At 66.4% G+C, this 26413-nt stretch carries 29 protein-coding genes and 2 pseudogenes; 19 read left to right on the plus strand and 12 right to left on the minus strand.

The window, feature by feature from the left end:
* Positions 1-56 precede the first annotated feature (56 nt).
* The 5 genes from J2X45_RS06360 (at position 57) to J2X45_RS06380 (ending at position 5703) form a co-directional block, all read left to right on the plus strand.
* Positions 57-1391 carry an MFS transporter gene (locus tag J2X45_RS06360; RefSeq protein WP_310212703.1) on the plus strand — a complete coding sequence of 445 codons (1335 nt, stop codon included), beginning with the start codon at positions 57-59 and terminating at the stop codon, positions 1389-1391.
* Between the two features lie 220 nt (positions 1392-1611).
* Positions 1612-3108, plus strand: coding sequence for an MFS transporter (locus J2X45_RS06365; protein WP_310212706.1), 1497 nt, complete (start codon positions 1612-1614; stop codon positions 3106-3108).
* Between the two features lie 54 nt (positions 3109-3162).
* Positions 3163-4473, plus strand: coding sequence for an adenylosuccinate lyase (gene purB / locus J2X45_RS06370; RefSeq protein ID WP_010920345.1), 1311 nt, complete (start codon positions 3163-3165; stop codon positions 4471-4473).
* Between the two features lie 2 nt (positions 4474-4475).
* Positions 4476-5219: a 2OG-Fe(II) oxygenase family protein gene (locus J2X45_RS06375; RefSeq protein ID WP_310212712.1), complete on the plus strand. Its 744-nt coding sequence runs from the start codon at positions 4476-4478 to the stop codon at positions 5217-5219.
* Positions 5206-5703: a DNA-deoxyinosine glycosylase gene (locus J2X45_RS06380; RefSeq protein WP_404980009.1), complete on the plus strand. Its 498-nt coding sequence runs from the start codon at positions 5206-5208 to the stop codon at positions 5701-5703. Before J2X45_RS06375 ends, J2X45_RS06380 begins: the two co-directional genes overlap by 14 nt.
* Positions 5704-5809: 106 nt before the next feature.
* Here J2X45_RS06380 and J2X45_RS06385 read toward each other — a convergent pair whose 3' ends face one another.
* Positions 5810-6124 (minus strand): DUF1476 domain-containing protein, encoded by a 315-nt coding sequence (locus J2X45_RS06385; RefSeq protein WP_310212714.1) that lies wholly within the window; start codon positions 6122-6124, stop codon positions 5810-5812.
* A gap of 387 nt (positions 6125-6511) precedes the next feature.
* On the opposite strand from J2X45_RS06385, the gene purC reads away from it, so the two are divergent.
* Together purC and purS are read left to right on the plus strand one after the other, a co-directional pair.
* A complete protein-coding gene (purC, locus tag J2X45_RS06390; RefSeq protein ID WP_062093488.1) occupies positions 6512-7270 on the plus strand; it encodes a phosphoribosylaminoimidazolesuccinocarboxamide synthase in 759 nt (252 codons plus the stop codon).
* Between the two features lie 166 nt (positions 7271-7436).
* Positions 7437-7676, plus strand: a complete 240-nt coding sequence (gene purS, locus J2X45_RS06395) for a phosphoribosylformylglycinamidine synthase subunit PurS (RefSeq protein ID WP_310213586.1) — start codon at positions 7437-7439, stop codon at positions 7674-7676.
* A 43-nt stretch (positions 7677-7719) separates the two neighbouring features.
* Here purS and J2X45_RS06400 read toward each other — a convergent pair whose 3' ends face one another.
* A complete protein-coding gene (locus J2X45_RS06400; protein WP_310212716.1) occupies positions 7720-8343 on the minus strand; it encodes a TetR/AcrR family transcriptional regulator in 624 nt (207 codons plus the stop codon).
* A gap of 80 nt (positions 8344-8423) precedes the next feature.
* On the opposite strand from J2X45_RS06400, the gene J2X45_RS06405 reads away from it, so the two are divergent.
* The 5 genes from J2X45_RS06405 (at position 8424) to J2X45_RS06425 (ending at position 12810) form a co-directional block, all read left to right on the plus strand.
* Positions 8424-9698, plus strand: coding sequence for a cytochrome P450 (locus J2X45_RS06405; protein WP_310212719.1), 1275 nt, complete (start codon positions 8424-8426; stop codon positions 9696-9698).
* A 10-nt stretch (positions 9699-9708) separates the two neighbouring features.
* Positions 9709-9888, plus strand: a complete 180-nt coding sequence (locus J2X45_RS06410; protein WP_268068243.1) for a rubredoxin — start codon at positions 9709-9711, stop codon at positions 9886-9888.
* A gap of 9 nt (positions 9889-9897) precedes the next feature.
* Positions 9898-10020 carry a hypothetical protein gene (locus tag J2X45_RS06415; protein WP_310213591.1) on the plus strand — a complete coding sequence of 41 codons (123 nt, stop codon included), beginning with the start codon at positions 9898-9900 and terminating at the stop codon, positions 10018-10020.
* A gap of 66 nt (positions 10021-10086) precedes the next feature.
* Positions 10087-10749 carry a phosphoribosylformylglycinamidine synthase subunit PurQ gene (purQ, locus tag J2X45_RS06420; protein ID WP_310212722.1) on the plus strand — a complete coding sequence of 221 codons (663 nt, stop codon included), beginning with the start codon at positions 10087-10089 and terminating at the stop codon, positions 10747-10749.
* Between the two features lie 105 nt (positions 10750-10854).
* Positions 10855-12810, plus strand: a complete 1956-nt coding sequence (locus J2X45_RS06425) for a CocE/NonD family hydrolase (RefSeq protein WP_310212725.1) — start codon at positions 10855-10857, stop codon at positions 12808-12810.
* 124 nt (positions 12811-12934) lie between these two features.
* Here the strand turns inward: J2X45_RS06425 and J2X45_RS06430 are convergent, their stop codons facing one another.
* Positions 12935-13126: a hypothetical protein gene (locus tag J2X45_RS06430; RefSeq protein ID WP_310212727.1), complete on the minus strand. Its 192-nt coding sequence runs from the start codon at positions 13124-13126 to the stop codon at positions 12935-12937.
* A gap of 436 nt (positions 13127-13562) precedes the next feature.
* On the opposite strand from J2X45_RS06430, the pseudogene J2X45_RS06435 reads away from it, so the two are divergent.
* Together J2X45_RS06435 and purL are read left to right on the plus strand one after the other, a co-directional pair.
* Positions 13563-13802, plus strand: a pseudogene (locus J2X45_RS06435) (hypothetical protein); the annotation flags it as partial.
* Positions 13803-13895: 93 nt separating this feature from the next.
* Complete coding sequence (gene purL, locus J2X45_RS06440) at positions 13896-16103, plus strand: phosphoribosylformylglycinamidine synthase subunit PurL (protein ID WP_310212729.1); 2208 nt, start codon at positions 13896-13898, stop codon at positions 16101-16103.
* Between the two features lie 25 nt (positions 16104-16128).
* Here purL and J2X45_RS06445 read toward each other — a convergent pair whose 3' ends face one another.
* Complete coding sequence (locus tag J2X45_RS06445) at positions 16129-17946, minus strand: ATP-binding protein (RefSeq protein ID WP_310213593.1); 1818 nt, start codon at positions 17944-17946, stop codon at positions 16129-16131.
* A 118-nt stretch (positions 17947-18064) separates the two neighbouring features.
* Entirely contained in the window at positions 18065-18994 is a 930-nt protein-coding gene (locus J2X45_RS06450; protein ID WP_310212732.1) for a M20/M25/M40 family metallo-hydrolase, read from the minus strand.
* A gap of 159 nt (positions 18995-19153) precedes the next feature.
* On the opposite strand from J2X45_RS06450, the gene J2X45_RS06455 reads away from it, so the two are divergent.
* Genes J2X45_RS06455 through J2X45_RS06470 form a run of 4 tightly spaced genes read left to right on the plus strand, consistent with a single transcriptional unit; the run spans position 19154 to position 21115 of the window.
* Positions 19154-19390, plus strand: a complete 237-nt coding sequence (locus J2X45_RS06455; protein ID WP_310212736.1) for a BolA family transcriptional regulator — start codon at positions 19154-19156, stop codon at positions 19388-19390.
* Positions 19391-19404: 14 nt separating this feature from the next.
* A complete protein-coding gene (locus J2X45_RS06460; RefSeq protein ID WP_310212738.1) occupies positions 19405-20295 on the plus strand; it encodes a hypothetical protein in 891 nt (296 codons plus the stop codon).
* Between the two features lie 49 nt (positions 20296-20344).
* Entirely contained in the window at positions 20345-20686 is a 342-nt protein-coding gene (gene grxD, locus J2X45_RS06465; protein WP_310212741.1) for a Grx4 family monothiol glutaredoxin, read from the plus strand.
* Positions 20687-20695: 9 nt separating this feature from the next.
* Positions 20696-21115, plus strand: a complete 420-nt coding sequence (locus tag J2X45_RS06470; protein ID WP_310212744.1) for a thioesterase family protein — start codon at positions 20696-20698, stop codon at positions 21113-21115.
* A gap of 55 nt (positions 21116-21170) precedes the next feature.
* Here the strand turns inward: J2X45_RS06470 and J2X45_RS06475 are convergent, their stop codons facing one another.
* The 6 genes and pseudogenes from J2X45_RS06475 to J2X45_RS06495 all read right to left on the minus strand — a co-directional run bounded on the left by J2X45_RS06475 (position 21171) and on the right by J2X45_RS06495 (position 24489).
* A complete protein-coding gene (locus J2X45_RS06475) occupies positions 21171-21542 on the minus strand; it encodes a hypothetical protein (RefSeq protein WP_310212747.1) in 372 nt (123 codons plus the stop codon).
* 63 nt (positions 21543-21605) lie between these two features.
* Positions 21606-22562, minus strand: coding sequence for a zinc metalloprotease HtpX (htpX, locus tag J2X45_RS06480; RefSeq protein ID WP_310212750.1), 957 nt, complete (start codon positions 22560-22562; stop codon positions 21606-21608).
* Between the two features lie 9 nt (positions 22563-22571).
* On the minus strand, positions 22572-22886 hold the full coding sequence (locus J2X45_RS06485) for a zf-TFIIB domain-containing protein (RefSeq protein WP_310212753.1): 315 nt from the start codon (positions 22884-22886) through the stop codon (positions 22572-22574).
* A 218-nt stretch (positions 22887-23104) separates the two neighbouring features.
* A pseudogene (locus tag J2X45_RS20310) lies at positions 23105-23239 on the minus strand (hypothetical protein); the annotation flags it as partial.
* 80 nt (positions 23240-23319) lie between these two features.
* The gene (gene rpsD / locus J2X45_RS06490) at positions 23320-23937 is read right to left on the minus strand and encodes a 30S ribosomal protein S4 (protein ID WP_010920368.1); all 618 of its coding nucleotides are present in this window, start codon (positions 23935-23937) and stop codon (positions 23320-23322) included.
* A 171-nt stretch (positions 23938-24108) separates the two neighbouring features.
* Positions 24109-24489: a hypothetical protein gene (locus J2X45_RS06495; protein WP_310212756.1), complete on the minus strand. Its 381-nt coding sequence runs from the start codon at positions 24487-24489 to the stop codon at positions 24109-24111.
* Between the two features lie 184 nt (positions 24490-24673).
* Here J2X45_RS06495 and J2X45_RS06500 point away from each other — a divergent pair, with 184 nt between their 5' ends.
* Positions 24674-25477 (plus strand): hypothetical protein, encoded by an 804-nt coding sequence (locus tag J2X45_RS06500; protein ID WP_310212759.1) that lies wholly within the window; start codon positions 24674-24676, stop codon positions 25475-25477.
* Positions 25478-25537: 60 nt separating this feature from the next.
* Here J2X45_RS06500 and fghA read toward each other — a convergent pair whose 3' ends face one another.
* Positions 25538-26386, minus strand: a complete 849-nt coding sequence (gene fghA, locus J2X45_RS06505; protein ID WP_310212762.1) for an S-formylglutathione hydrolase — start codon at positions 26384-26386, stop codon at positions 25538-25540.
* Between the last annotated feature and the right edge of the window lie 27 nt (positions 26387-26413).

The following is a 26413-nucleotide window of genomic DNA, read 5'->3' on the forward strand; positions in this document are numbered from 1 at the left end:
CCTGCGTCTAAGTTGCCCTCAACGATTAGAACAAATGTTCGAGGGAGAGAGAGTCCATGGCGCAAGCCGCCACGCCGTCGCCCGTCATCGCCCCGGTGTCGACGGCCTATCGTCGCTACGCCCTGTGGGTGCTGCTGATCATCTACACCCTGAATTTCCTGGATCGGCAGGTGGTCAACATCCTGGCCGAGCCAATCAAGCGCGACTTAGGCCTGGCCGACTGGCAGCTGGGCATGATGACCGGTCTGGCCTTTGCAATCTTCTACACCGTGCTGGGAATCCCGATCGCCCGCATCGCCGAGACCAAGAACCGGCCGCACATCATCGGGATCTCGGTCGCCGCCTGGAGCGCCTTCACGGTGCTGTGCGGCTTCACGCAGAACTTCTGGCAGTTGATCCTGGCCCGCATCGGGGTCGGTGTCGGCGAGGCCGGCTGCACGCCGCCCGCGCACTCGCTGATCACCGACTACGTACCCAAGGAGAAGCGGGCCAGCGCTATCGCCTTCTATTCGATCGGCACGCCGCTGGGCACCTTGGCCGGCATGGCGATGGGCGGCCTGGTCGCCGACGCCTACGGCTGGAGAGTCGCCTTCATGGTCGCCGGCGCCCCAGGCCTGCTCTTCGCGCTGGTCGCGGCCTTCACCCTGGTCGAGCCGCGCAAGAAACTGGCCGCCGAAATGGCCGCCCGCGCCAGCTCGCAGATCAGCTTCGCCGCCGCCCTGGCCGTGCTGGCCACCAAGAAGACCTTCTGGCTGGTGGCGCTGGCCGCCTCGATCAAAGCCTTCATCGGGTACGGCCACGCGCCCTTCACCGCCTCGTTCTTCTTCCGCGTCCATGGCGCCGAGATCGCCGAACTCGCCGGGATGTTCGGCCTGAAGTCGGCCGGGTTCCTGGGCCTGGCCCTTGGCCTGATCGGCGGGACGGCCGGTGTGATCGGCGCCTGGCTGGGCGGCGTCTTCGCCGACCGCCTGGGGGCCAAGGACCTGCGGGCCTATGTCACCGTGCCAGCCATCGCCTCGGTGATCACGATCCCCATCTTTGTTGTCGCCATGAGCCTCGACGCGCCGATGGCCGCGATCAGCCTGCTGGCCATCAACGCCCTTCTGGGCACCTTGTGGTACGGCCCCGTGTACGCGACGGCGCAGAGCATCGTCGATCCGGCCCTGCGCGCCACGGCGTCGGCCGTTCTCCTGCTGATCATCAATCTGATCGGCCTGGGCCTGGGCCCGTTGGTTGTCGGCCTGCTGAGCGACATCCTGGCCGGGCCGGTGGGGCTGGGCGAGGCGCAGGGCGTGCGCTGGGCCCTGATCATCTCGGCCACCCTGGGCCTGGTGGCGTTCGCGCTGTTCTGGGCCGCCCGCAAGACCATCCGCGACGAGATGGTCAGCTGATAGAAAATCCTCCCCCAAGCGGGGGAGGTGTCGGCTCGAAGAGGCGACGGAGGGGGAAGGTCCCGGCTCAGAAAGCTCTTCCCCATCCGGTCGCTTCGCGACCACCTCCCCCGCTCGGGGGAGGATCGCCACGCCGAAAATCGCCTCTGGCGCTTTGCCTTCCGCTCGGTCACAGTCCCTCAAACAAATTAGAACAAATGTTTGAAGGGAGAGAGTCAGTATGGCCGACGCGCGTGCGTCCGGCGGCGATCGGCCGCTTTACTCGAACGGCTACAAGGCTGCGGTGCTGGGGCTGCTGCTAGCCACCTACACCTTCAACTTCATCGACCGGACGATCATCGCCACCATCGGTCAGGCCATCAAGGTCGACCTGAAGCTCACCGATACGCAGTTGGGCCTCTTGGGCGGGCTCTACTTCGCCCTCCTCTACACGATCCTCGGCATCCCGATCGCCCGCCTGGCCGAGCGCTTCAATCGCGTGACGATCATCTCGGCCTCGCTGGTGATCTGGTCGGGCTTCACCGCCCTGTGCGGCGCCGCCGTCAACTTCACCCAACTGGCCCTGTTCCGCTTCGGCGTCGGCGTCGGCGAGGCCGGCTGCTCGCCGCCCAGCCACTCGCTGATCAGCGACTATTACGAGCCCAAGAAGCGGGCCACGGCGCTGTCGATCTATTCCTTCGGCATTCCGCTGGGCACGATGTTCGGCGCGGTGGCCGGCGGCTGGCTGGCCCAGGAGTTCAGCTGGCGCGTCGCCTTCGTCATCGTCGGCCTGCCGGGTATCCTGCTGGCGGTGATCGTCAAGCTGGTGGTCAAGGAGCCGCCGCGCGGCCATTCCGAAATCGTCGAACGCCCGCTGGAAGCCGAGGACGTCGTGGTCGAGCCGGCCAAGCCGGCCTTCTCCCTGGCCAACGAGTTCAAGGAACTGTGGGCCGTCACCAAGATCCTGTTTGGCAAGTGGCCGGTGCTGCACATGGTGCTGGGCGTGACCATCGCCTCGTTCGGCTCGTACGGTTCGGGCGCCTTCGTGCCGTCGTACTTCGTTCGCGCCTTTGATCTGGGGCTGGCGCAGGTGGGCCTGATCACCGGCCTGATCGGCGGTTTCTCGGCCGGCGTCGGCACCCTGGTCGGCGGCTTCCTGAGCGACTGGGCCGGAAAGCGCAGCGCCAAGTGGTACGCTCTGACCCCGGCCATCGGCCTGATCCTCTGCACGCCGATCTACATCGCCGCCTATCTGCAGACCGACTGGCAGACCACGGCTCTGATCCTGCTGGTCCCGGGCATCTTCCACTACGTCTACCTGGCCCCGACCTTCGGCGTGGTGCAGAACTCGGTCGAGCCGCGCCGTCGCGCGACGGCGACGGCGATCCTGTTCTTCTTCCTGAACCTGATCGCCCTGGGTGGCGGGCCGGTCTTCACCGGCTGGCTGATCGACCACCTGGCCCAGTTCCACTTCAACCACCCCGGCGGCGGCGTGATCGCCAGCCTGTTCGGATCGTTCGGCGCCGAGGCGGCGCAAAGCTTCGCCAGCGCCTGCCCGGGCGGTATCGCGCCCAAGGGCGCCTCGGCCGACCTCGTCGCCCAGTGCAAGACCACCCTGTCGGTGGCCAGCCAGCAGGGCATCATCGTCTCGCTGTGCTTCTACGCCTGGGCCGGTCTGCACTACGCCTTGGCCGCCATCGGGATGGTCAAGCACTTCGAGGCGCGCAAGGCGGCGTAAGTAATAAGCCTCTTCCCTTGACTCGCGGGGCGGTCGGGCCGAAACGGCCGCCCCATGATCAGCCGCTACGCCCGCCCCGAAGCCGCCGCCATCTGGTCCAGCCAGACCAAGTACAAGATCTGGTTCGAGATCGAGGCCCATGCCGCCGACGCCATGGCCGAGCTCGGGGTTATCCCCAAGCTCGCCGCCGAGACGATCTGGGAAAAGGGCCGCGACGCGGTCTGGGACAGCGACCGCATCGACGAGATCGAACGCGTCACCAAGCACGACGTGATCGCCTTCCTGACCCACGTCTCCGAGATCGTCGGTCCCGAAGCCCGCTTCCTGCACCAGGGCATGACCAGCAGCGACGTGCTGGACACCTGCTTTGCCGTGCAGCTGTCGCGCGCCACCGACCTCTTGCTCGAAGACGTCGACCTAGTGCTCGCCGCGCTGAAGCGCCGGGCGCTTGAGCACAAGATGACCGTCTGCGTGGGCCGCAGCCACGGCATCCACGCCGAGCCGATCACCTTCGGCCTGAAGCTGGCCGGCTACTACGCCGAGTTCCAGCGCGCCAAGGAGCGCCTGGCGATGGCCAAGTTCGAGATCGCCACCTGCGCGATCTCGGGCGCTGTCGGCACGTTCGCCAATGTCGACCCGCGCGTGGAGCAGCACGTCGCTGACAAGATGGGTCTGGCCGTCGAGCCGGTCTCGACCCAGGTCATCCCGCGCGACCGTCACGCGGCCTATTTCGCGGCCCTCGGCGTCGTCGCCTCGTCGGTCGAGCGCCTGGCCACCGAAATCCGCCACCTGCAGCGCACCGAGGTGCTGGAAGCCGAAGAGCCCTTCGATCCGGGCCAGAAGGGTTCGTCGGCCATGCCGCACAAGCGCAACCCGATCCTGACCGAGAACCTGACCGGCCTCGCCCGTCTCGTCCGCTCGGCCGTGGTGCCGGCCATGGAGAACGTCGCCCTCTGGCACGAGCGCGACATCAGCCACTCGTCGGTCGAGCGCGGCATCGGCCCGGACGCCACCATCCACCTCGACTTCGCCCTGCGCCGCCTGGCGGGCGTCATCGAGCGCTTCAACATCTATCCCGACAACATGGCCAAGAACCTGGACAAGCTGGGCGGCCTGGTCTTCTCGCAGCGCGTCATGCTGGCCCTGACCCACAAGGACGTGAGCCGCGAGGACGCCTACGCGGCGGTCCAGGGCAACGCCATGAAGGTCTGGCGCGGCGAAGGTCGCTTCCTCGACTTCCTGAAGGCCGATCCGGTCGTGTCCAAGGCGCTGACCGAGACCGAACTCGAAGAGCTGTTCGACCTTGGCTACCACACCAAGAACGTCGACGTGATCTTCCAGCGCGTCTTCGGCGAGCAAGGCTGACCATGAGCGAACCGCCGGTCCTGCGCCTCAATCCCGCGCTGGATCCGGCGGCGTTCGCGGACATCTATGCCAGCGACGGCATGGTGCGCATCCCCGAGGTGTTCGAGCCCGCGGTCGTCGAGCGCCTGGCCGGCATTCTCGAACAGACGATCGACTGGGACATCATCTGCTCGAATGAACGCGGCGGCGCCGAGGTGATCAGCCGGGCGCGGCGCAGCGAATTGGGCGATCAGGCCGTGGCCGAGCACCTGCATGCGGCCACCCTGCGGGCCCGCAGCGGCTTTGCCTATGTCTATCTCGGCTATCCGATGATCGACGCCTTCGTGGCGGGACGCGACCCCGGTCATCCGATCCACGCGCTGACGGCGTTCCTGAACAGCCCCGCGTTCATCGCCTTTGTCGGGGCGGTCACCGGCGAGACCGGCGTCACCAAGATCGACGGCCAGGCGACCTGCTATCGCCCCGGCGACTTCCTCACCCAGCACGACGACACTGGCGCTGGCGAGCGCCTGGCCGCCTACACCCTGGGCCTGACGCGCCAGTGGCGGCCCGACTGGGGCGGCCAGCTGTTGTTCCACGACGATCGGGGCGACGTGACCCGAGGCTTCGCGCCGGCTTTCAATGTGCTGACCCTGTTCAAGGTGCCCCAGCAACATTCGGTGGCCCCGGTCGCGCCCTACGCCGGGGCGCTGCGCCTGACGGTCACGGGATGGCTGCGCAACGACCCGCCCGATGGACGCGGCTAAGCGCGGCTTCCCACCGGTCGTCGACGCACACACCCGCGTGCTGATCCTCGGCAGCCTGCCCGGTGACGCCTCCCTGGCGGCGGGCCAGTACTACGGCCATCCCCGCAACAGCTTCTGGCGCTTGATGGAAGGGGTTATCGACGCGCCGCTCGTCGCCCTCCCCTACGCCCAGCGTCTGAACGCTCTGCTCGCCCACGGCGTCGGGCTCTGGGACGTGATCGCAGAAGCCCGTCGACCGGGCAGCCTGGACGCGGCCATCCGCGATCCCGCCGCCAACGACCTTGTCGCGCTCATCGACGCCCTGCCCGCGCTGAGACGGGTGGCCTTCAACGGCGGAACCGCCGCCAAGCTTGGGGCCAGTCTGATCGGCGAGCGTGTCGCCACCCTGGCCCTGCCCTCCTCGAGCCCCGCCTATGCGGCGCGGACGTTCGCGGAGAAGGCGACTGCCTGGGCCGCCCTACGTGACGTGCTGGGCGGAGCCTGAGGCACAGGCGCCCTCGCCGACAGGCAATGCAACCTCAGCCATAGAAAAAGGGCCGCCCCGGTTGGGAGCGGCCCTCTCAATCATCTCGCGCGAACGCTCCGAGCGATTACTCGCCCTTGATCTGCTCGCGGGCCTGGGCCAGCAGCTCGGCCATCTTCATGCGGACTTCGCCCTCAGTGGTCGAGACGCCGGCGCCCTTCAGGTCCTCGAAGACCTTGCGCAGCACGTCCTCGTCGCCTGGCTGTTCAAAGTCGGACTTCACGACGGCGCGCGCATACTCTTCCACGGTCGCCAGGCCCATGAGGCCGGCGGCCCATTCGCCCAGAAGGCGGTTGCGGCGCGCGGTCGCCTTGAATTCCAGTTCCTGGTCGTGCGCGAACTTGCGTTCGAAACCCTGTTCGCGTTCGTCGAAGGTGGTCATGGAAGCCCCAAAGTCGCCAGCGTGTTGGATCAGGTCGGTCTGATCTGGCCCAACAGGCTCTAATTCCAAATCATTTTGAGCATGACGGTCGCCAAAACCGGCGTCCACTTTCGGCTATCATGCTCCTACGCCGGCTGCATATATCGTGGCGCTCGTCGCTGCAATCGGCGGATAAGCCGCAGGCGACGTTTCGTGGTGATCATTGACCAAACTCTGGCCGTTGGTTTGCGAACACCCGCTCATTCGGGTAGGTTCGACGTGAATTTTTGAGTGAGCGGCCTTGAGTCGAACGCCGCGCGCAGCTATCCGCCGCGCGCGCTTTTCGTTTTCCGGGAAGATCCTGGACTGGGGCGGCGCGCGATTCCGGAAAGGGCCTCGACGAGAGCCATGACGACCCGTCGCAAGAAGATCTACGAAGGCAAGGCCAAGATCCTTTACGAGGGGCCGGAGCCCGGCACGCTGATCCAGTACTTCAAGGACGATGCGACGGCGTTCAACGCTCAGAAGAAGGCCATTCTCGAGGGCAAGGGCGTCATCAACAACCGCATCAGCGAGTACATCATGACTCGCCTGAACGGGATCGGCGTCCAGAACCACTTCATCCGCCGCCTGAACCTGCGCGAGCAGCTGATCAAGGAAGTCGAGATCGTCCCGCTCGAGGTCGTGGTGCGCAACATCGCCGCCGGCTCGATCGCCACGCGCCTGGGTCTGACCGAGGGTCAGCCGCTGCCGCGCTCGATCATCGAGTTCTACTACAAGGACGACAAGCTCGGCGATCCGATGGTCACCGAGGAGCACATCACCGCGTTCAACTGGGCCGCCACCCAGGAGATCGACGACATGATGGCCATGGCTCTGCGGGTGAACGACTACCTCTCGGGCCTGTTCGCCGGCGTTGGCATCACCCTGGTGGACTTCAAGGTCGAGTTCGGCCGCATCTACGAAGGCGACTTCAGCCGCGTCATCCTGGCTGATGAGATCAGCCCTGACAGCTGCCGCCTGTGGGACACCGTGACCAACGAGAAGCTGGACAAGGACCGGTTCCGCCGGGATCTGGGCAATGTCATCGAAAGCTACACCGAGGTGGCCCGCCGCCTGGGGATCATGAAGGAAATGCCGACCGTCATTCAGGGCGGCGTGCATTAGAAAAACCCTTCTCCCATTGGGAGAAGGAGGGGCCCGTGCGTCCCGGGACGCGTGGGAGGATGAGGGGTTTCACCCCGTCCGGACAGCCCCGTAACCCCTCACCCTCCCATGCTGCGCATGGGCCCCTCCCTCTCCCTCTGGGAGAGGGTCGCGAAAAGGTAAGATGATGAAAGCCACCGTCCACGTGTTCCTGAAGCCCGGCGTTCTCGACGTTCAGGGCAAGGCTGTCGAAAACGCCCTGCACGGCCTGGGCTGGCCGTCGGTGAAGGACGCCCGCGTCGGCCGCGTCATCGAGTTCGACCTGGACGCCACCGACGCCGACGCCGCCAAGGCCGAGGTCAAGACCATGTGCGAGAAGCTGCTCGCCAACACGGTCATCGAAAGCTACCGCATCGACGTGGCCTAGACGGGACGCTCGCCAGGATCCCTCTCTTTTTGAGAGAGGGTTTTTACGGTGCAAAGCTGACCCTCAAGGTCGCCAGGCTGGTCCGCCGGATCGGCTCCAGGTCCATGCCGGGGTCGATCAGCAGCTGGGTCGATACGCCCAGCAGCAGCGACCCCACCATCAGCGCCGCCGCATCCGCGTCGAGCCCCGGGCGGATCACGCCTTCGGCCTGCCCTCGCAGAACCATCGCCTCCAGACGCTGCTCGGCCTCCTTGTGGGCGGCGGCGAACGGCGCGCGCAGGTCGGACATGTCGCCGACGGCGCCAGCCATCATCACGAAATAGGCCCGTAGCTCCCCGTCCTGCGACAGGGTGGTCAGGAACGCGTCGACAAAGCCCAGCACGGCCTCAAGTCCGTTCATCTGGTCCAGCCGCCGGTCGTCCATCTGCGCCTGAAGCCTGGCCTGCAGCCGGGCGATCAAGGCCTCGATCAGCCCGTGCTTGGACCCGAACCGCTGGGTGGCCAGACCCCGGCTGTAGCCTGCCCGCGCCCCGATGTTCTCGAAGGTCGCCGCCGCCACGCCCTGCTCGGCGATCAGCTCGGCGGCGGCGCGCAGAAGCTCGGCTTCGGACTGCTGGCGCCGGTCGGTCTGGGTGCGGCGGGCGGGAACCTTAAGGGCGGTCGTCATCTTGCGGATCATAGTTATTTGTTGGACAACAAGCAAATAAGTGACGGCCGCAGCCGTCCGGGAGGAACCAGGAGGCCTGCATGACGATCTCGACCGACATCGCTAACACCATTATCGACCCCAAGGCCTATGCCGACGGCGACCGGATCGACGAGGCCTTCGCCCAGCTGCGCCGCGAAGCGCCGCTCGAGGTCGCTCAGCCTGACGGCTTCGATCCCTTCTGGGTGGTCACGCGCCATGCCGACATCTTGGAGGTCGAGCGGCAGAACGAGCTGTTCCACAACGGCGACCGCGCTACCGTCGTCACCACCATCGAGGCCGACAAGAAGGTGCGCGAGATGATGGGCGGGTCCCCTCACCTCGTCCGCTCGCTGGTGCAGATGGATAACCCCGACCACTTCGCCTACCGCAAGATCACCCAAGGCGCGCTGCTGCCGCAGAACCTGCGGGCGTTGGAGGCCCGGATCCGCGAGATCGCGCGCGGCTTCGTCGACCGCATGGCCGAGCAAGGCGACCGCTGCGACTTCGCCCGCGACGTGGCGTTCCTCTATCCGCTGCACGTCATCATGGAGGTGCTGGGCGTCCCCGAGAGCGACGAGCCCCGCATGCTGAAACTGACCCAGGAGCTGTTCGGCAACGCCGACCCCGACCTGAACCGCACTGGCAAGTCCGTGACCGACGTCGGCGAGGGCGTCGACAGCATCCAGTCGGTGGTCATGGACTTCATGATGTACTTCAACGCCATCACCGAGGATCGGCGGGCCAATCCGCGCAACGACCTGGCCACCCTGATCGCCAACGGCAAGATCAACGGCGAGCCGATGGGGCATCTGGAAGCGATGAGCTACTACATCATCGCCGCCACCGCCGGGCACGACACCACCTCCTCCACCACCGCCGGCGCGCTGTGGGCTCTGGCCGAAAATCCCGATCAGTTCGCCAAGGTGAAGGCCGATCCGTCGCTGATCCCGGGCCTGATCGAGGAATCGATCCGCTGGGTCACCCCGGTGAAGCACTTCATGCGCACCGCCACCGCCGACGCCGAACTGGCGGGCAAGAAGATCGCCAAGGGCGACTGGATGATGTTGTCCTATCCCTCCGGCAACCGCGACGAGGCGGTGTTCGAGGACCCGTTCAGCTTCAAGGTCGACCGCACGCCCAACAAGCACGTCGCCTTCGGCTACGGCGCCCACATCTGCCTTGGCCAACACCTGGCGCGGATGGAGATGCGGGTTCTGTGGGAGGAACTGTTCGCCCGCCTCGATCATGTCGAGCTCGACGGCGCCCCGACCCGCATGGTCGCCAACTTCGTCTGCGGCCCGAAGTCGGTGCCGATCCGCTTCAAGATGCACTGAGGCGGCGGCGATGAGCGCGGAACCCTTCAAGGTCTGGCAGTGCCGCACCTGCGGCTACATCTATGACGAGGAACAGGGCGACCCCGGCGAAGGCCTGGCGGCCGGAACCCGCTGGGCCGACATCCCGGCAGGGTGGGTCTGTCCCCTCTGCGGCACGCCGAAGTCCGACTTCGACATGATCGAGCTGTAGAAACATCCCCTGCCCCTCCGTCACGATGCTTATCCGCATCGCGACACCTGCCCCGTTTCCCGGGTGAGCAGGACGGGATCTTCCTCCTGCCCCGCTTGCGGGGAAGTGGCGCGGCGCCGATCGGCGACGTGACGGAGGGGGCGCTTTAAAGCGCTCGCCCCCTGACATCCCGCCCGAACGGTGCTACACGCCCGCGCCATGAAAGCCGCCGTCATCGTTTTTCCGGGTTCGAACTGCGATCGTGACTGCAAGGTCGCCATCGAGCGCTCCGCTGGGGCGCGTGTCGACATGGTCTGGCACCAGGACACGGCGCTGCCGGACGACCTGGATCTGATCGTCCTGCCCGGCGGCTTCTCGTACGGCGACTATCTGCGCTGCGGCGCCATGGCCGCCCAGAGCCCCGTGATGAAGGAAGTCGTCGCCGCCGCGAACAACGGCGTCGCCGTGGTCGGGATCTGCAACGGCTTCCAGGTGTTGACCGAAGTCGGGCTGCTGCCCGGCGCCCTGCTGCGCAACGCCGGCCTGAAGTACGTCTGCAAGCCCGTCGAGCTGGACATCGTCAATGGCCAGACCCGGTTCACCGCCGGCTATGGCGAACAGCGCCAGGCGGTGATGACCGTCGGCAACGGCGAGGGCAACTACTTCGCCGACGAAGAGACGCTGGACCGCCTCGAGGGCGAAGGCCAGGTGGTGTTCCGCTACAAGGAAAACCTCAACGGCTCGGCCCGCGACATCGCCGGTATCGTCAACAAGGGCGGCAACGTCCTGGGCCTGATGCCCCACCCCGACCGCGCCTTCGACGCTGATCTGGGCTCGGAAGACGGCGCGGTGCTGTTCCGCAGCATCTTCCAGAGCGCCTGACGCAGGGCGTCGCCCGCCCATCAGAAAGTGGGCGAGCTGATTGCGTTACAATATAGCACCCTGACCATCGCGGGCTTAAGGTTCCTCCGCTGTAGGAGGGCAAACATGAGTTTCATCACCACCTTGCGCGGGGGGCTGCTGGCCGCCGCCGCGCTCTGCGCCTTCGGCGCTGTCGCCCAAGCCCAGGTCGCGGCTCAAGTCACGCCGATGACCCCCGACATCGACGGCAAGTACGTCCAGACCCAGGTCAACTACGACTACGACAAGCGCGTCGTGATGATCCCGATGCGGGACGGGACCAAGCTCTACACCGTGATCGTGGTCCCCAAGGGCGGCAAGAACCTGCCGATCATGCTGACGCGCACCCCCTACAACGCCGCCGCCCGAGCCTCGCGCGCCGACAGCCCGCGCATGGTGGCCGCCATGCCGCAGGGCGACGAGCCGTTCGTCGCCGACGGCGGCTATATCCGCGTCTTCCAGGACATCCGGGGCAAGTACGGCTCGGAGGGCGAGTATGTGATGACGCGCCCGCTCAAGGGACCGCTGAACGCGTCTGAGGTGGATCACTCCACCGACGCCTACGACACCATCGACTGGCTGGTGAAGAACGTGCCCGAGACCAACGGCAAGGTCGGGATGCTGGGCAGTTCCTACGAAGGCTTCACCGTCGTGATGGCCCTGGTCAATCCGCACCCGGCGCTGAAGGTCGCCGCGCCGATGAGCCCGATGGTCGACGGCTGGATGGGCGACGACTGGTTCCAGTACGGCGCGTTCCGCCAGATCAACTTCGACTACTTCAGCGGCCAGACCGCCGTCCGTGGATCTGGCGCCGGCGTCCAGCGCCAGGGCTATGACGACTATTCCAACTTCCTGCGCGAAGGCTCGGCCGGTGACTACGCCAAGAACCACGGCCTGGATAAGTTGCCCTGGGTGCAGAAGCTGTTCGCCCACCCGGCCTATGACAGCTTCTGGAGCGAACAGGCCCTCGACAAGACCATGGAAAAGACGCCGCTGAAGGTGCCGACCATGTGGATCCAGGGCCTGTGGGACCAGGAGGACATCTGGGGTGCGGTCCACTCGTATCCGGCGCTGGAAGCCAAGGATACGGGCAACGACAAGAACTACCTTGTGCTCGGCCCCTGGCGGCACAGCCAGGTCAACTATGACGGCTACAACCTCGGCCCGTTCAAATGGGATGGCGACACCGCCCTGCAGTTCCGCCGCGACGTGATGAAGCCGTTCTTCGATCAGTACCTGAAGGACGGACCCAAGGCCGACACCCCGCCGGTGCTGATCTACGACCCGGGCCAGAACAAATGGGACCGCTACGCCAGCTGGCCGCAGGGCGGGACCGACGGCGCGGGTTCGGGCAAGATCAGGAAGAACCTCTATCTCGGCGCCAACGGCGGGCTGGGCTTCAGCGCCCCGGCCGGCGGCAAGAGCGCGGCCGCCTATGACGAATACGTCTCCGATCCCGCCAAGCCCGTGCCCTACATCCCGCGTCCGCTGCAGTTTTCCGACCGCAGCCGCTGGACGCCGTGGCTGGTGACCGATCAGCGCTCTGTCGATGGTCGTCCGGACGTGCTGACCTATGTCAGCGAACCCCTGACCGAACCGCTCAAGATCGCCGGTGTTCCGAAGGTGAACCTGTTCGCCTCGACCAGCGGCACCGACAGCGACTGGGTGGTCAAGCTGATCGACGTCTATCCAGACGAGGTCCCCAGCCAACCCGAGCTGGGCGGCTACCAACTGGCGGTGGGCATGACGATCTTCCGCGGCCGCTATCGCGAGAGCTTCAGCGAGCCCAAGGCCCTGAAGCCGAACACGCCGCTGAAGTACCAGTTCATCCTGCCCACGGCGAACCACACCTTCAAACCCGGTCACCGCGTCATGGTGCAGGTGCAGTCCAGCTGGTTCCCGCTGTACGACCGCAACCCGCAGACCTTCGTGCCGAACATCTTCTTCGCCAAGCCGTGCGACTATGTGAAGGCCACGCAGCGGGTGTTCCATGCGGGCGAGACCGCCAGCTTCATCGAACTGCCGGTCGTGGACGCGAAGTAACCCCGAGCGTCCCAAGCCAAAAGGGCCGGCGGTCAAACCGCCGGCCCTTCTCTAGGCGCGTCAGGTGCGGAGCGTGTTCGGCGGGTAAGCCTGCGCGCCTTGTTCCCACGCGCCCTGCGGCGCGTTAGCGGCCGCTTTGCTTGGCTGCGTCCTTACCCGCGGCGTCCGGGGCAGGAGCCGTCTTGCTGGGAGCGCCCTCGACGGCGGGGCTCACGGCCGGCGCGGCTTGGCGCTCGCCGGTCTTTTGTTGCTGGTCCGGCGTCTTGCGCTGCGTGTCGTTCGACTGTTGTTGCGGGGTGCGGGTCTGTTCGGCCATCGGACTTGTCCTTATTGCTCACCACGCGCTGTCGGCGCGCACCAAGTTGTAACGGCTCCGGACTCTTCCCGTTCCTCGCAACAAGCTATCAAACTGCGGCTAAGCTTTAGAATTTTCACAGATTTTCGGCAAATCGCCACTTCGTGCGGAGAGGTCATTCCTGCGCGGTCGGCGACAAACCGGTCGCGCCGACCAAAGCGGTCAGCGGGTCGCGACGATCAGGACTGCGCGGGCTCACGAATTCAAGGCGCATTTGATCCAGCCCCAGCGCCGTTTGCGGGAAAAACATTCGCTCGTTACGAGATGATTAAGGTTAATCCTCACCACGTGGGGGAGATGGCTGGAACGAACGCCTCCTCTCGGTGACATCTGTCGCACCAAGAAGAAACAGAAGGCTGCGGCGGGAGCCTTCCCCGACGCGCAGAGTTAAAACATCATGGCCGATCCCGAAGTTCGGTTTCCCGAAACCTATGTCAGCGGCGTGCCTGTCTGGGCGAAGCGCCGCAAGCGGTCTGGCATGCACCCGATCGTCAGCCTGCTCGTGCTGCTGCTCGCCCTGTTTGGCGCGGTGATGATCGGCGTGTCCCTGCGCATGGGCTCGGTCGAAAAGGGCGGCGCGGTCGTCGATGGCTGGATCGCCCAAGGCAAGGCCATGTGGCACGAGGCCGCCGGCCAGGTGAAGGAAAGCCAGGCTTCCCCGAAGTCTTAAGACCCCTAATCGCCTGACGGCAGTGGCGGAATCTGATCGACCGGGTTAGAAGGCGCGCCCATGAGCACGCCCCAAAAGCCCATGGCCGAGATGGCCGCCGAGTTCGGCCTGAAACCCGCCGAATATGACGTCGTCCTCAAGCGTCTGGGTCGCGAGCCCAACCTTGTCGAGCTGGGCGTTTTCTCGGTGATGTGGTCCGAGCACTGCTCGTACAAGTCCTCGAAGAACCAGCTGAAGAAGTTCCCGATCGACGGCCCGCGCGTGATCTGCGGTCCGGGCGAAAACGCCGGCGTGATCGACATCGGCGACGGCGACGCGATCATCTTCAAGATGGAAAGCCACAACCACCCCTCGTACATCGAACCCTATCAGGGCGCGGCGACCGGCGTGGGCGGGATCATGCGCGACGTCTTCACGATGGGCGCGCGGCCGATCGCGCTCTTGAACGCCCTCCGCTTCGGTGATCCCAGCCATCCGAAGACCAAGCGCCTCGTCGACGGCGTGGTCGCTGGCATCGCCGGTTATGGCAACTGCGTGGGCGTGCCCACCGTCGCGGGCGAGACCAATTTCCACAAGGGCTACAACGGCAACATCCTGGTCAACGCCATGTGCGTGGGCCTGGCCAAGGCCGACAGCATCTTCTACTCGGCCGCCCCCGGCCCTGGCCTGGCGGTCGTCTATTTCGGCTCCAAGACCGGCCGCGACGGCATCCACGGCGCGACCATGTCCTCGGCCGAGTTCTCGGAAGACTCCGAAGAGAAGCGCCCCACCGTCCAGGTCGGCGACCCCTTCGCCGAGAAGCTGCTGATCGAGGCCACCCTCGAGCTGATGGCCACCGGCGCGGTGGCCGCCATCCAGGACATGGGCGCAGCGGGCCTGACCTCCTCGTCGGTCGAGATGGCCGGCAAGGGCGGCGTCGGCATCGAGCTGAACATGGACATGGTCCCGCAACGCGAGACCGGCATGAGCGCCTACGAGATGATGCTGTCGGAAAGCCAGGAGCGCATGCTGGCGGTCCTGAAGCCCGGCCGCGAGAAAGACGGCCACGCCATCTTCGAGAAGTGGGGCCTGGACGCCGCCGTCATCGGCTACACCACCGACACCGGCCGCCTGGTGCTGAAGCATCACGGCGAAACGGTCTGCGACGTGCCGCTGGCCCCGCTGTTCGACGACGCGCCGCTGTATGACCGTCCGTGGGTGCAGCCGGCGCTGCAGCCGCGTCTCGACCCGGCCGCCGTCCCCGCCCCGATCAACTGGAACGAAGCGGTCCTGAAGATCATCGGCTGCCCGGACATGGCCTCCAAGCGATGGCTGTGGGAGCAGTACGACCGTCACGTCATGGCCGACACGCTGGAAGACAGCGCCACGGGCTGTGACGCCGGCATCGTGCGGATCCACGGCACGGGCAAGGCGATCGCCGTGACCAGCGACTGCACCCCGCGCTATGTCCAGGCCGACCCCTACGAAGGCGGCAAGCAGGCCGTGGCCGAAGCCTGGCGCAACCTGACGGCCGCCGGCGCCCTGCCGATCGCCATCACCGACAACCTGAACTTCGGCAGCCCCGAAAAGCCCGAGACCATGGGCCAGATCGTCCGCGCCACCGACGGTATGGCCGAGGCCTGCCGCGCGCTGGACTTCCCGGTCGTCTCGGGGAATGTCAGCCTCTACAACGAGACCAACGGCGTCGCCATTCCGCCGACCCCGACCGTGGGCGCGGTGGGCCTGCTCGAGGACTACGACCTGCGCACGGGCTTCGGCAACGTGGCCGAAGGCGACACGCTGGTGCTGATCGGCGAGACGCGCGGTGAGCTCGGCGCCTCGATCTATCTGCGTGAAATCCTGGGCCGCGAGGACGGCGCTCCGCCGCCGGTCGATCTGGCGCTGGAGCGCAAGACCGGCGACTTCGTGCGCGGCCTGATCAGCTCAGGCCTCGTCGCCGGCGTCCACGACCTGTCGGACGGCGGCCTGCTGGTCGCCGCAGCCGACGTGGCCCTGGCCAGCAAGGTCGGGATCACCCTCAACGCCACCAGCCAGGCGCACGCCCACGCCTATCTGCTGGGCGAGGACCAGGCCCGCTACCTGATCGCCACGCCCGACCCGGATGCGGTGCTGGAAGCGGCGAAGGATGCGGGCGTTCACGCCAACATCGCCGGCGTCGCGGGCGGCGACGCGTTCGCATCGGACGGTTTGTTCAGCGTCTCGCTGGAGGCCCTGCGCACCGCGCACGAGGCCTGGCTGCCAGGCTACATGAACGCACCGAAGGCCTGAGGGTAGCGCAAAGCACGCGGCGATCTTAAGCCGCGTGCGACCGCCCCGACCAGCGCGCCACCGCCTCAAGCAACTTGGCCGGGCTGATCGGCTTGCCCAGATGGTCGTCCATGCCGGCGGCCAGACAGTTGGCGACCTGCTCGGGCAGCACATTGGCCGTCATGGCGATGATCGGGGTGGAGGCTCCGCGCGCGCCTTCCAGCGCCCGAATTTCACGGGTGGCGGTCAGGCCGTCCATGACTGGCATCTGCACGTCCATCAGCACCAGATCGTATTGCCCCTGGCGCATGGCCTCGACCCCGGCCACGCCGTCATTGGCGGTCTCGACGGCGACGCCGAAAGGCTCGAGCATCGCGCAGATCAGCTCGCGATTGACCGCATTGTCCTCCACCAGCAGCAGCCGGACATCGGCGTCCGCGTCCAGGGGCGAGGTTTCCTGAGTCTCCTGGGTGGGCAGCTCGGCGAGCGGCCCGCGCACTTCAAACCAGAAGGTCGAGCCCTGCCCCTCGACGCTGTCGACCCCGATACGGCCATCCATGCGCTCGATGATACGGCGCGAGATCGCCAGCCCGAGACCGGTGCCTCCAAAGCGTCGTGACACGGCCGCATCGGCCTGGGAGAAGCGGTCGAAGATGTTCTCGCGGTGCTGGAGCGCGATGCCGATGCCGGTGTCGATGACCTCGCCGCGCAGGACCGCCTCGTCGCCGTCCACGGTCTGGCTCAGAGCAACGGTGATCGCGCCGTGCGCGGTGAACTTCACCGCGTTGGACAGGAAGTTCAGCAGCACCTGGCTAAGCCGCGGCCCATCCAGATTCATGGGCCTCACGCCGCGCGGCGTGCGAACATGGATCTCAAGCCCCTTGGCTTCTGCGCGCTCGGCTACCAGTCCGGCGCAGGACGAGGCCATGGCCGCCGGATCGAAGGGCGCGGGGTCCAATTCCAGCCCGCCGGCCTCGAGGCGGGAAAAGTCCAGCACGTCATTGACGACGCTGAGCAGGGTGTTGCTGGCGTCCAGGATATGGCCGACCTGCCGCGTGGCGGTCTTGTTTAGATTGCGCGAACGTCGCAGCACCTCGGCGAAGCCGATGATCGCCGTGAGCGGCGTGCGCAGCTCGTGGGTCATGTTGGCCAGAAAGTCGGACTTGGCCGCCGAGGCCGCCTTGGCCATCTCCAGGGCCTTGGCGATGTCCAGCTCCAGGCGCTTGCGCTCGGTGATGTCGCGCGAGGTGACCAGCAGGATGCCCGATCCGTCGCCGAGCAGCGAGTAGGTGCTCTCCAGCCAGATCACCGCGCCGTCCTTGCGTATGCTCTGGTAGTCGGCGCTGACAGGTTCGCCGCCGGGCTCGAGCTTGCGAATGATGCCTTGCACGCGCTTGAAGTCAGCGTCGCTGACCATGGCCTGCGGCGGCAGGGCCATGAACTCCTCGAGCGTATAGCCGCTGATGCGTTCGATGCTGGGCGAGCTGTAAAGCCGCTCGCCCTGGGGGGACCAGAGAGCGACGTGATCCGTCAGGTTGTCGCCCAGAAGCCGGTAGAGGCGATCAACCTCGCGATACTTGGCGACGGCGGCCTCGGCCTCTTCGACGGCGCCCTGCTTGGCGTCGAGGCTGGCCCTCAAGTCGGCGTGCATCTCCTCAAGCCGGATCTTTTGGCTGCTCAGCCAGTAGGCCAACGGCCCGGCGATGATGGTGAACAGGACGAGCGTCGTGACAGGCGCGTAGGCGGCGCGATCGTTCAGCAGCAGGATGTGGACAACGAAGTCCAGCGCCATGGCCACGCCCACGATGAGGCAGACCGCAGGCGCGGCTCTGATAACTCGGGCTTTGATGGCGGTCGGGACGATCGTGCAGCTCCTAGAGTGGCTGGAATCACGATGATAGACCCCAGACTAGGCACAGATGGCCCCTCCAGCCAGACCGGAGACAATCGGTCGCGCCTGGCTCTTGGCCAAATATGCGCCCTTAGCGCCCGGCGCTTTGGGCCACCGCGTCCAGCGACGCCTCCAAGGCCAGGCTGGCTTGAACGACCGTCGCCACCGAGCGCTTGAAGAAGTCCTGCGGGATCGTCGCGAAATCGTCGCTCGGGCGATGGTACTCGGGGTGATCTTCAACGCCGAAATAGATCCACGGAACGCCTTTCTCGACGAAGGCGTAGTGGTCGGACTGGTTGGTCCAGTTGTTCTGGGCGCCGTCAGCGTCGGTGTCGTGGCCCAGCTTCAGCGTCACCGGCGCCGTCGCGGCCACCTGCTGCAGGATCGGGCGAAGGACAGGGAACGCCGACGCGCCGGCGGCGAACAACTCGTTCTTGGGGTTCTTGCTGAGCATGTCGAAGTTGATGTTCAGCACGATCGACTCCAGCGGGATCGGCGGCGCGGCCGCAAACGCCCGGGCGCCGCGCAGTCCGCTTTCCTCGGCGTCGACCACCGCCAGGATCACGTCGTGCGTCGGCGGCTTGGCTTTGAAGGCCTCGGCCACAGCCAGCAGCCCCGCCACGCCCGAGGCGTTGTCGTCGGCGCCATTGAAGATCTCGCCATTGCGGACGCCCAGATGGTCATAGTGGGCGGTGACGACCATCGCCCTGCCCGGCTGGGTCCCCTTCACCCGCGCAATGAGGTTCACGCCCTGCGCCGCAGAGCCGTCGCGCTTGGTGAAGGCGAACGTATGCTCGAACCGGTCGCCCACCGGCGCCAGCCCGATTTCACGGAACCGCGAGAGGATATAGGCCCGCGCCTTCTCGGAGCCTGGGGTCCCGACGCCGCGTCCCTCCATGTCGTCGGCCGACAGGATACGAACGTCATCAATGGCCTTGTCGCCGGGAGCGGCGAAAGCCGGCGAGGCGAGGGCCAGGAAGGCGGCGGCGAAGAGACTCAGCGAGCGTCGGGCGATGATCATGGCCGCTACATGCCCCGCCCTGCGGGCCCGGTTCAATTAATTCTCGGTCATCAGGACGGTTCACCCTATGCCTGGCGCCGCCACGCCCCTGCGCCAGGTATGGTTGTTCTTAAGGATTCTCAGCCAGAAAAGCGGCTGAAAGATCGGAGTCGTCGTCCCGTGCCCATGTCTCACGCCGAGCTCGAAGCCCGCCTGGTCGCGGCGTTCCCGGATTCAGAGATCGTGTTGACGGACCTGGTCGGCGACAACGACCACTGGAAGGCGCGGATCGTCTCCCCGGCGTTCAAGGGGCTGCCGCGGGTGCGCCAGCACCAGCTGGTCAACCGGGCGCTGGCCGACGTGCTCGGCGGAACCCTGCACGCGCTGGCGCTCGAAACCGCAGCCCCCGCCGACTAAGGAGCCCTAGCACCGTGCGCTATCGCCCCTTCGGACCTACGGGCATCGCGGTTTCGGCGTTGACCTTGCGCCTGGCCGATAGCCCGCGGCTCCGCGCCAACGATTGGCGCGCCCTGGTGTTCACGGCGCTGGAGAACGGCGTCAACAGCTTCCAGATCGACGGCGACGCCCCGGAGATGCTCAAGGGCGCAGGCGAGGCTTTCGCCTCGGTCGAGCGCCATCTGCTGTTCCTGACCTGGCGGATTCGCGGCGACGCGACGCAGCACGGACGACAGACGCTGGACCTTCTGCGCCGATCGGCCTTTGAGGGCCTGTCGCTGGACTACCTGGACCTCGTGCTGATCAACGACCCGCAGTCGGCGTCGCTGCCCGTCGCCTTTGAGGCCGGACTCCAGGATTTGCGGAAGGCGCGGGCGCTGCGGGGTCTTGGGATCGCCAGTCGCGGCGACATTGACCCGGGCCTGCTGGCCAATGACCTGGTCACGGCGATCTCGTCGCCTTACAACCTGTCGTCAGGATGGGCCGAGCGCCATCGCATCCGCCAGGCCTCGCAGCACAATTTCGCGGTCATCGGCGAGGACTTCTGGCCTCAGGCCCTGCGCGAGGTGGCCGACAAGGCCCCGCCCAAACCCTCGTTCTGGCAAAGGCGCACCGACCCGCTGGCGGACGTGGGCGGCTATGAGTTCCTGAGCAACACCCCCGGCTGGAGCGCCGAGGACATCTGCCTTGGCTACGCCCTGACAGAGCCGTCGCTGGCGACGGTGCGCATCACGGCCGACAACCGCCAGGAGATCGAACGTCTGGCCGCCGTGGTCGAGCGCGACCTGCCCACCGGCGTCTGCGCCCAGATCGAGATGGCCCGCTTCTCGGCCCAGGAACGCGAGAAGGCGGCCCGTCGCCCTTGACCCCGGCGCGCGCGGCGCCTAGCTGACAGGAGCTCTCTAGGATACCGCCATGACCGACGCCGCCGCCTCCCCCGCCCTGGACTTCATCGCCAAGACCGTCGCCGACCATCCGGTGGTGGTGTTCATGAAGGGCGTGCCGGACCAGCCGCGCTGCGGCTTCTCGTCGGTGGTGGTGCAGATCCTGGATCACCTGGGCGTCGAGTTCGTCGGCGTCGACGTGCTGCAGGACGACGATCTGCGCCAGGGGATCAAGACCTTCACCGACTGGCCGACCATTCCCCAGCTCTATGTGAAGGGTGAATTCATCGGCGGCAGCGACATCGTCCGCGAGATGTTCCAGTCGGGCGAGCTGAAGACCTTCCTGACCGAACAGGGCGTGATCGCCGCCTAAGGCGCGCCGATGAGCCGACTGTTTGTCCCGCCCTCGGACGCCTACACCCTGACCTTCACGCCCAAGGCGTCGGACATCGACGCCAATGGCCACGTCAACAACGTGGTCTATCTGGGCTGGGCGCAGGATCTGGCGACCACGCACTGGGACGCCTGGACCTCGCATGAGGAGCGCGCGCCCTGGAGCTGGGTCGCCCGCTGTCATGAGGTCGACTATCGCCGCGAGCTCCTGCCGGGCGAAACCGCCACCGGCTACACCTGGGTGGGCGAGCTGAAGGGCCCGCGCTTCGAGCGCTATGTTCGCATCGATGGGCCGGACGGCGAGATGTGCGCCCAGGTCCGCACCGACTGGGTGCTGATCGACATCGCCGCCAAACGCCCGGCCCGCGTGCTGCCCTGGATGGTCGAGCGCTTCACGCCCAAGGACTGAGACGCTCTCCCTCCTGCGCCACGGCATCACGGCGCCGGGGAGTGCTCGCTCCGGCTCAGGGCGTGATGGGGTTGGCCACCACGATCCGATCGCGCGCCGAAAGGCCCAACTCAGCGTAGCTGAAAGCCAAGGTGGCTTCGCCCTTCGGTCCTCGGCACGTCTCAAGCCGCCGGCGCGCGAAGGCGACCACCGCGCGCCCCCGCTTGCGATCGACGCGGAATACAAAATCGGCTTTCGCCGCGCAGCCTTGCGACCGCACGCGGATCGCCAAGGCCTCGCGGCCGGGCGTGACGGACAACAGAGGCTCAAGCTCTGGCCAGGTCTCGTCGGGTTCGGGCGTCGATAGGGTCGGCAGGGTCGCGCAGCCGGCCAACGAAAGAGCGGCGAGCGTCCCCATGAAAACTCTGCGTGAAGGCACGCCGCTCACCGATCCTCAAAGCACATGATCCGCCTTGAAGATCGCAGCAGGATGGCCCGCTGACCAGAGGCCTTAGCCCCAGGGACCCGCCTCGCGCGACCCGCCGCTCAGCGGCACGCTGGACGACGTCGTCGCCGCCAACGCCGGGCGACGCGCGCCACGCTCCACCCCCAGGCGCATCAGGGCCTCGACCCGGTTGTGGGTCGCGGGGTGGGTCGAGAACAGGTTGTCAGCGCCCTTCCCGGCCAGCGGGTTGATGATGAACATGTGGGCGGTGGCCGGATTGCGTTCGGCCTGGACGTTCTCGTAGCCGCCGCGGGCGTAGGCCTCGATCTTCTGCAGCGCGCGGGCCAACGACTCGGAGTCGCCGGCGATCTGCGCGCCGATGCGGTCGGCCTCGTATTCGCGGGCGCGGCTGATGGCCATCTGCACCAGCATGGCCGCGATCGGGGCCAGGATGGCGATCAGGATCGCGCCGATCATGCCGCCCAAGCCGCCGCCATTACCCTCTTCGTCGCGCGAGCCGCCGAAGAAGAAGGCGAAGTTGGCCAGGGCCGAGATCGCGCCGGCGATGGTCGCCGTCACGGTCATGACCAGGGTGTCGCGGTTCTTCACGTGGGCCAGTTCGTGAGCCATGACGCCGCGGATCTCTTCGCGCGTCAGAAGCTGCAAGAGGCCGGTGCTGGCGGCCACGGCGGCGTGATCGGGGTCCCGACCGGTGGCGAACGCGTTGGGCTGGGCGCTGTCGATCACCGTGATGCGCGGACGCGGCAGGCCGGCCGAGCGGGCCAGCTCGACGGTGTCGATCACATAGTTGCGGATCAGCGGCTCGGGGTGGCTCTCATCGACCTCGACCGCGCCATAGGTCCGCAAGACGATCTTGTCGGCGTTCCAGTACGAGAACGCGTTCATGGCCAGCGCGAAGACCAAGGCGATCATCATGCCGGTCGCGCCGCCGATCAGGAAGCCCGCGCCCATGAACAGGGCGGTCAGGCCCGCCAGCAGCATGTAGGTCTTGAAGTGGTTCATCGTCTTTCGTCAGTCGAAGATGTCGAACAGGTCGAAACGCTTCTTCTTGTGGTGGCCGTAGGAACCGTGACGGCGATAGTCGTCGTCATCGTGGCGCTTGTGGCCGGGGCTGTGGCCGTGATCGTGGTGGTGGTCCGGACGGCTGTAGGGCTTGGGCTGGCTGTAGGCCGCCTGGGTCTCGTCGCGCTCCATGGCCATCAGCTTCTCAAGCTCGCCGCGATCCAACCAGACGCCCCGGCAACGCGGGCACATGTCGAACTCGACGCTGGCGCGCTTCACGGCCTGCATCGAGGCGTCGCAGTTGGGGCACATCAGAAGCGGCATTCAGAACCTCCGGTCCAAAAAAGGATGCTCGGGTGTTCTCGATGTGAGGCGGCGCCTTTTGGGGAGGGGGGCTAGGCGGCCGGACCCAAGACATCGAGAACACCCGATGCGGTCCGACATCACGAGCACTTGCATTGCTCGCCAGAGGGGCCCGGTCCCGCTGAACCGCAATTAGGCGCCCTCGCGATCGGGTTCAAGGCCTTGGCGAAACAAAAAAGCTGTTCTGGCCGTGGGTATTGATGGCGTCGCAGGAGCCGCCCTCGACCTTCGACAAGCTCAGGGTGAAGACGACTTTCGGCCTCGGTTCGCGCAAAATCCTCATCCTGGGCCTGTCGAAGGGCGAGGATTTCCATCCGGACCGGCGCCCTCGTGCGCAACAAAAAAGGCCCCGGATCGCTCCGGGGCCTTTTCCGTATCTCTTCGGATCCGACGCTTACGAAGCGTAGAATTCGACGACGAGGTTCGGTTCCATCTTCACCGGATACGGAACTTCCGACAGTTCCGGAGCGCGGACGAAGGTGGCCGACAGGCTCTTGGCGTCGACCGAGACGTACTCGGCGAAGTCACGCTCGTTCGAGGCGACAGCTTCGAGGACCAGAGCCATGTTGCGCGACTTTTCGCGGACCTGGATCACGTCGCCGGCCTTGCAGCGGTACGACGGGATGTTCACGCGCTTGCCGTTCACGGTCACGTGGCCGTGGTTCACGAACTGGCGGGCGGCGAACACGGTCGGCACGAACTTGGCGCGATAGACGATGGCGTCCAGGCGCGACTCGAGCAGAGCGATCAGGTTCTCCGAGGTGTTACCCTTGCGACGGGCGGCTTCCTCGTAGGTGCGCGAGAATTGCTTCTCGGTCAGGTTACCGTAGTAGCCCTTCAGCTTTTGCTTGGCGCGCAGCTGCAGACCGAAGTCCGAAACCTTGCTCTTGCGACGCTGGCCGTGCTGGCCCGGGCCGTACGAGCGCGAGTTGACCGGGGACTTCGGACGGCCCCACAGGTTTTCACCCATGCGGCGGTCGATCTTGTACTTGGCGCTATGGCGCTTCGACATAGTCAGTCTTTCAAAACGATCCGGGCCGGCTCCCCTTTCGGGGCGCGATCGCAACGGCGGCTTCGGGTCAATCCGTCATAAGGTCATCGCGCCGCGCGGCGAGCCGGCGGCGTGAAGGCGCGGTTTATGGGCGAGCGGCGGCGGAGAGTCAATGTTCCGCCGCCCCCTAGCTTACGGCCGAACCAGCGGGTTGCGCAGACGGATCTTGCCGCCGCGCTCCACGCCGAACGCATCCAGCGGATAGCGCAACTCGACCCCCTCGGCGATGAGGGCGCGGCAGTTGTCGGGGCGCTTGCGCACGAACGAGAAGCTGGTCAGGCCGTCGCGGCGCTGGGTTTCGACCGAAAAATCCTCCTGGCGGGTGCAGCCGTTGGAGGTGACGCGCACCACCAGGTCAGCCCCGTCGACCCGCGCAGCCATCAATGGCTCCAGAGACTGGCTGCTTGCCGGCGGCGTGATCGGCTCGTGCTGGACGTCGTCGGCGTCGATGATCACGCAGGCCGAGGTGCTCAAGCCCAGGGTGATGACGGCGGCGAGCGATGCGAGTTTCATGCTGGTGTCCCCTCTTTTTGGTCAGCTTGACCGTGAAGGGAGCGCCCATCGCCTGAACCCAGGATGAATTACGGAAAAGTCACGACCGCACATGCCACTCGCCCATCGGAAACCGGCGTTATTTCAACCGCGACTTCGCCCCTGACGTGCATTACAGTGGCGCTCGCCATTGAAGGGGAGCGCCATGGCCGTATCCGATCAAGAGCTCAATACTGCGGTCGCCATCACCGGACGGTTCGAGAACGCCGGCGATCCCTGGCGCGGGGTGACCGGCGATTTCGACGGCATGGGTATCTCCTGCGGCGTGCTGCAGTGGAACATCGGTTCGGCCTCGCTGCAGCCCATGGTCAAGGCCGTGGGGCAGGCCGTGGTGCTGCGCGAAGCGCCCACCATCGGCGCGGATCTGTGGAGGGCCTGCAACGCCGGGGTGGCGACCGGTCTCGCCATCGTCCGGGGCTGGCAGACGGGAACCAAGCTGAAGGCGATCCCGGCCCGGGAGCTGGCGAGCCTGATGGGCTCCCCCGAGATGAAGGCCCAGCAGACCAGCCGCATCCGCGTTGTCGCCGAAAGGGCGGACGTGTTGGCCGACAGCTGGGCCAAGGCTGCGGGCCGAAACGCGCGGACGCTGCGCGAACTGGTCTGGTTCTTCGACCTGGTGACCCAGAACGGCGGCTTGAAAGGGCTGACCCTGGCCGATGTTCGCGCCTTCATCCAGACCTCGACGCCAGGCCGCGCCGACGATGTGGTCTGCGACTGGCTGCTGGCCGCGCCGGCGGCGTGGTGGGGTCGCCTGGACTGCATCAGGAACGCCGGCCTCTGGCGCGACAAGGTCACGCCCGCCCAGCTGGAACTCTTCGCCCTCAGCTACCTGCGCTCAGGTCTCAGCAACAGCAAGGCCCGCGGGGTGGTGATGAACCGCAAGGGCGCCCTGGCGATCGGCAAGGGCTGGGTGAACAGCCAGCTCTTTGATTTCAGCGGCCAGATCTAGGGTATTTTTCGAGCGAAGTGGTCCTGGTTCGCGTGAAGAAAAATGCGTCAGAGCAGAGGGCTATAGCCGCTCCGCGTGCCAGGCCACGTGGTCGCCGATGAAGGTCGAGATGAAGAAGTAGCTGTGGTCGTAGCCGTCCTGACGGCGGACGGTGACCTTGCGGCCGGCTCTGGCGGCGGCGGCTTCGATCAGTTCGGGCTTCAGCTGGCTTTCCAGGAAACTGTCGGCCAGGCCCTGGTCGATCAGGATGTCGTCGAAGGTCCCGCCCCCGTCTTTGCCCCAATGGCCATCCTCGATCAGGGCGCAGGCGTCGTAGGACCGCCAGGCGGCGCGATCCGGGCCGAGGTAGGCGCTCAGCGCCTTGTCGCCCCAGGGACAGTTCAGCGGCGAGACGATCGGCGAGAACGCGCTGACCGACTTGAACAGTTCAGGATGCTTCAGCGCGATCGTCAGCGCGCCGTGGCCGCCCATCGAGTGACCGAAGATCCCCTTGCGCGCGCCGTCCAGCGGAAACGCCCCCTCAACGGCCATGAGCAGGTCGCCGGTGACGTAGGCGTGCATCATGAAGTGCGGCGCCCAGGGCGCCTGGGTGGCGTCGACATAGAACCCGGCGCCCTGCCCCAGATCATAGGCCGGATCGTCGGCGACACCTTCCCCGCGCGGAGACGTGTCCGGCGCGACAATGGCGATCCCGTGCTGGGCGGCGTGAGCGTAGACGCCCGACTTCACCGTGAAATTGTCCTCGGTGCAGGTCAGCCCCGAAAGCCAGACGAGATACGGAAACGGTCCCTCGCCATCCGGCGTCCACACCGTGAACTTCATCGGCGTGCCGGTGCTGGTGCTGGCGTGCTTGCAGTAGCGGATGGTTCCGCCATGGACGCGGTGGGTGCTGAGGGTTTCGACGGTCATGGGCTTGCTTGCTCGATCGTTCCTTCT

The sequence above is a fragment of the Caulobacter sp. BE264 genome, from assembly GCF_031457805.1.
Lineage (GTDB): Bacteria > Pseudomonadota > Alphaproteobacteria > Caulobacterales > Caulobacteraceae > Caulobacter.

Bases quoted from the DNA above. Each gene is read 5' to 3' on its own strand.
- J2X45_RS06360 (WP_310212703.1), top strand. From the start codon at position 57: ATGGCGCAAGCCGCCACGCCGTCGCCCGTCATCGCCCCGGTGTCGACG.
- J2X45_RS06365 (WP_310212706.1), top strand. From the start codon at position 1,612: ATGGCCGACGCGCGTGCGTCCGGCGGCGATCGGCCGCTTTACTCGAAC.
- purB (WP_010920345.1), top strand. From the start codon at position 3,163: ATGATCAGCCGCTACGCCCGCCCCGAAGCCGCCGCCATCTGGTCCAGC.
- J2X45_RS06375 (WP_310212712.1), top strand. From the start codon at position 4,476: ATGAGCGAACCGCCGGTCCTGCGCCTCAATCCCGCGCTGGATCCGGCG.
- J2X45_RS06380 (WP_404980009.1), top strand. From the start codon at position 5,206: ATGGACGCGGCTAAGCGCGGCTTCCCACCGGTCGTCGACGCACACACC.
- J2X45_RS06385 (WP_310212714.1), bottom strand. From the start codon at position 6,124: ATGACCACCTTCGACGAACGCGAACAGGGTTTCGAACGCAAGTTCGCG.
- purC (WP_062093488.1), top strand. From the start codon at position 6,512: ATGACGACCCGTCGCAAGAAGATCTACGAAGGCAAGGCCAAGATCCTT.
- purS (WP_310213586.1), top strand. From the start codon at position 7,437: ATGAAAGCCACCGTCCACGTGTTCCTGAAGCCCGGCGTTCTCGACGTT.
- J2X45_RS06400 (WP_310212716.1), bottom strand. From the start codon at position 8,343: ATGACGACCGCCCTTAAGGTTCCCGCCCGCCGCACCCAGACCGACCGG.
- J2X45_RS06405 (WP_310212719.1), top strand. From the start codon at position 8,424: ATGACGATCTCGACCGACATCGCTAACACCATTATCGACCCCAAGGCC.
- J2X45_RS06410 (WP_268068243.1), top strand. From the start codon at position 9,709: ATGAGCGCGGAACCCTTCAAGGTCTGGCAGTGCCGCACCTGCGGCTAC.
- purQ (WP_310212722.1), top strand. From the start codon at position 10,087: ATGAAAGCCGCCGTCATCGTTTTTCCGGGTTCGAACTGCGATCGTGAC.
- J2X45_RS06425 (WP_310212725.1), top strand. From the start codon at position 10,855: ATGAGTTTCATCACCACCTTGCGCGGGGGGCTGCTGGCCGCCGCCGCG.
- J2X45_RS06430 (WP_310212727.1), bottom strand. From the start codon at position 13,126: ATGGCCGAACAGACCCGCACCCCGCAACAACAGTCGAACGACACGCAG.
- purL (WP_310212729.1), top strand. From the start codon at position 13,896: ATGAGCACGCCCCAAAAGCCCATGGCCGAGATGGCCGCCGAGTTCGGC.
- J2X45_RS06450 (WP_310212732.1), bottom strand. From the start codon at position 18,994: ATGATCATCGCCCGACGCTCGCTGAGTCTCTTCGCCGCCGCCTTCCTG.
- grxD (WP_310212741.1), top strand. From the start codon at position 20,345: ATGACCGACGCCGCCGCCTCCCCCGCCCTGGACTTCATCGCCAAGACC.
- J2X45_RS06470 (WP_310212744.1), top strand. From the start codon at position 20,696: ATGAGCCGACTGTTTGTCCCGCCCTCGGACGCCTACACCCTGACCTTC.
- htpX (WP_310212750.1), bottom strand. From the start codon at position 22,562: ATGAACCACTTCAAGACCTACATGCTGCTGGCGGGCCTGACCGCCCTG.
- J2X45_RS06485 (WP_310212753.1), bottom strand. From the start codon at position 22,886: ATGCCGCTTCTGATGTGCCCCAACTGCGACGCCTCGATGCAGGCCGTG.
- rpsD (WP_010920368.1), bottom strand. From the start codon at position 23,937: ATGTCGAAGCGCCATAGCGCCAAGTACAAGATCGACCGCCGCATGGGT.
- J2X45_RS06495 (WP_310212756.1), bottom strand. From the start codon at position 24,489: ATGAAACTCGCATCGCTCGCCGCCGTCATCACCCTGGGCTTGAGCACC.
- J2X45_RS06500 (WP_310212759.1), top strand. From the start codon at position 24,674: ATGGCCGTATCCGATCAAGAGCTCAATACTGCGGTCGCCATCACCGGA.
- fghA (WP_310212762.1), bottom strand. From the start codon at position 26,386: ATGACCGTCGAAACCCTCAGCACCCACCGCGTCCATGGCGGAACCATC.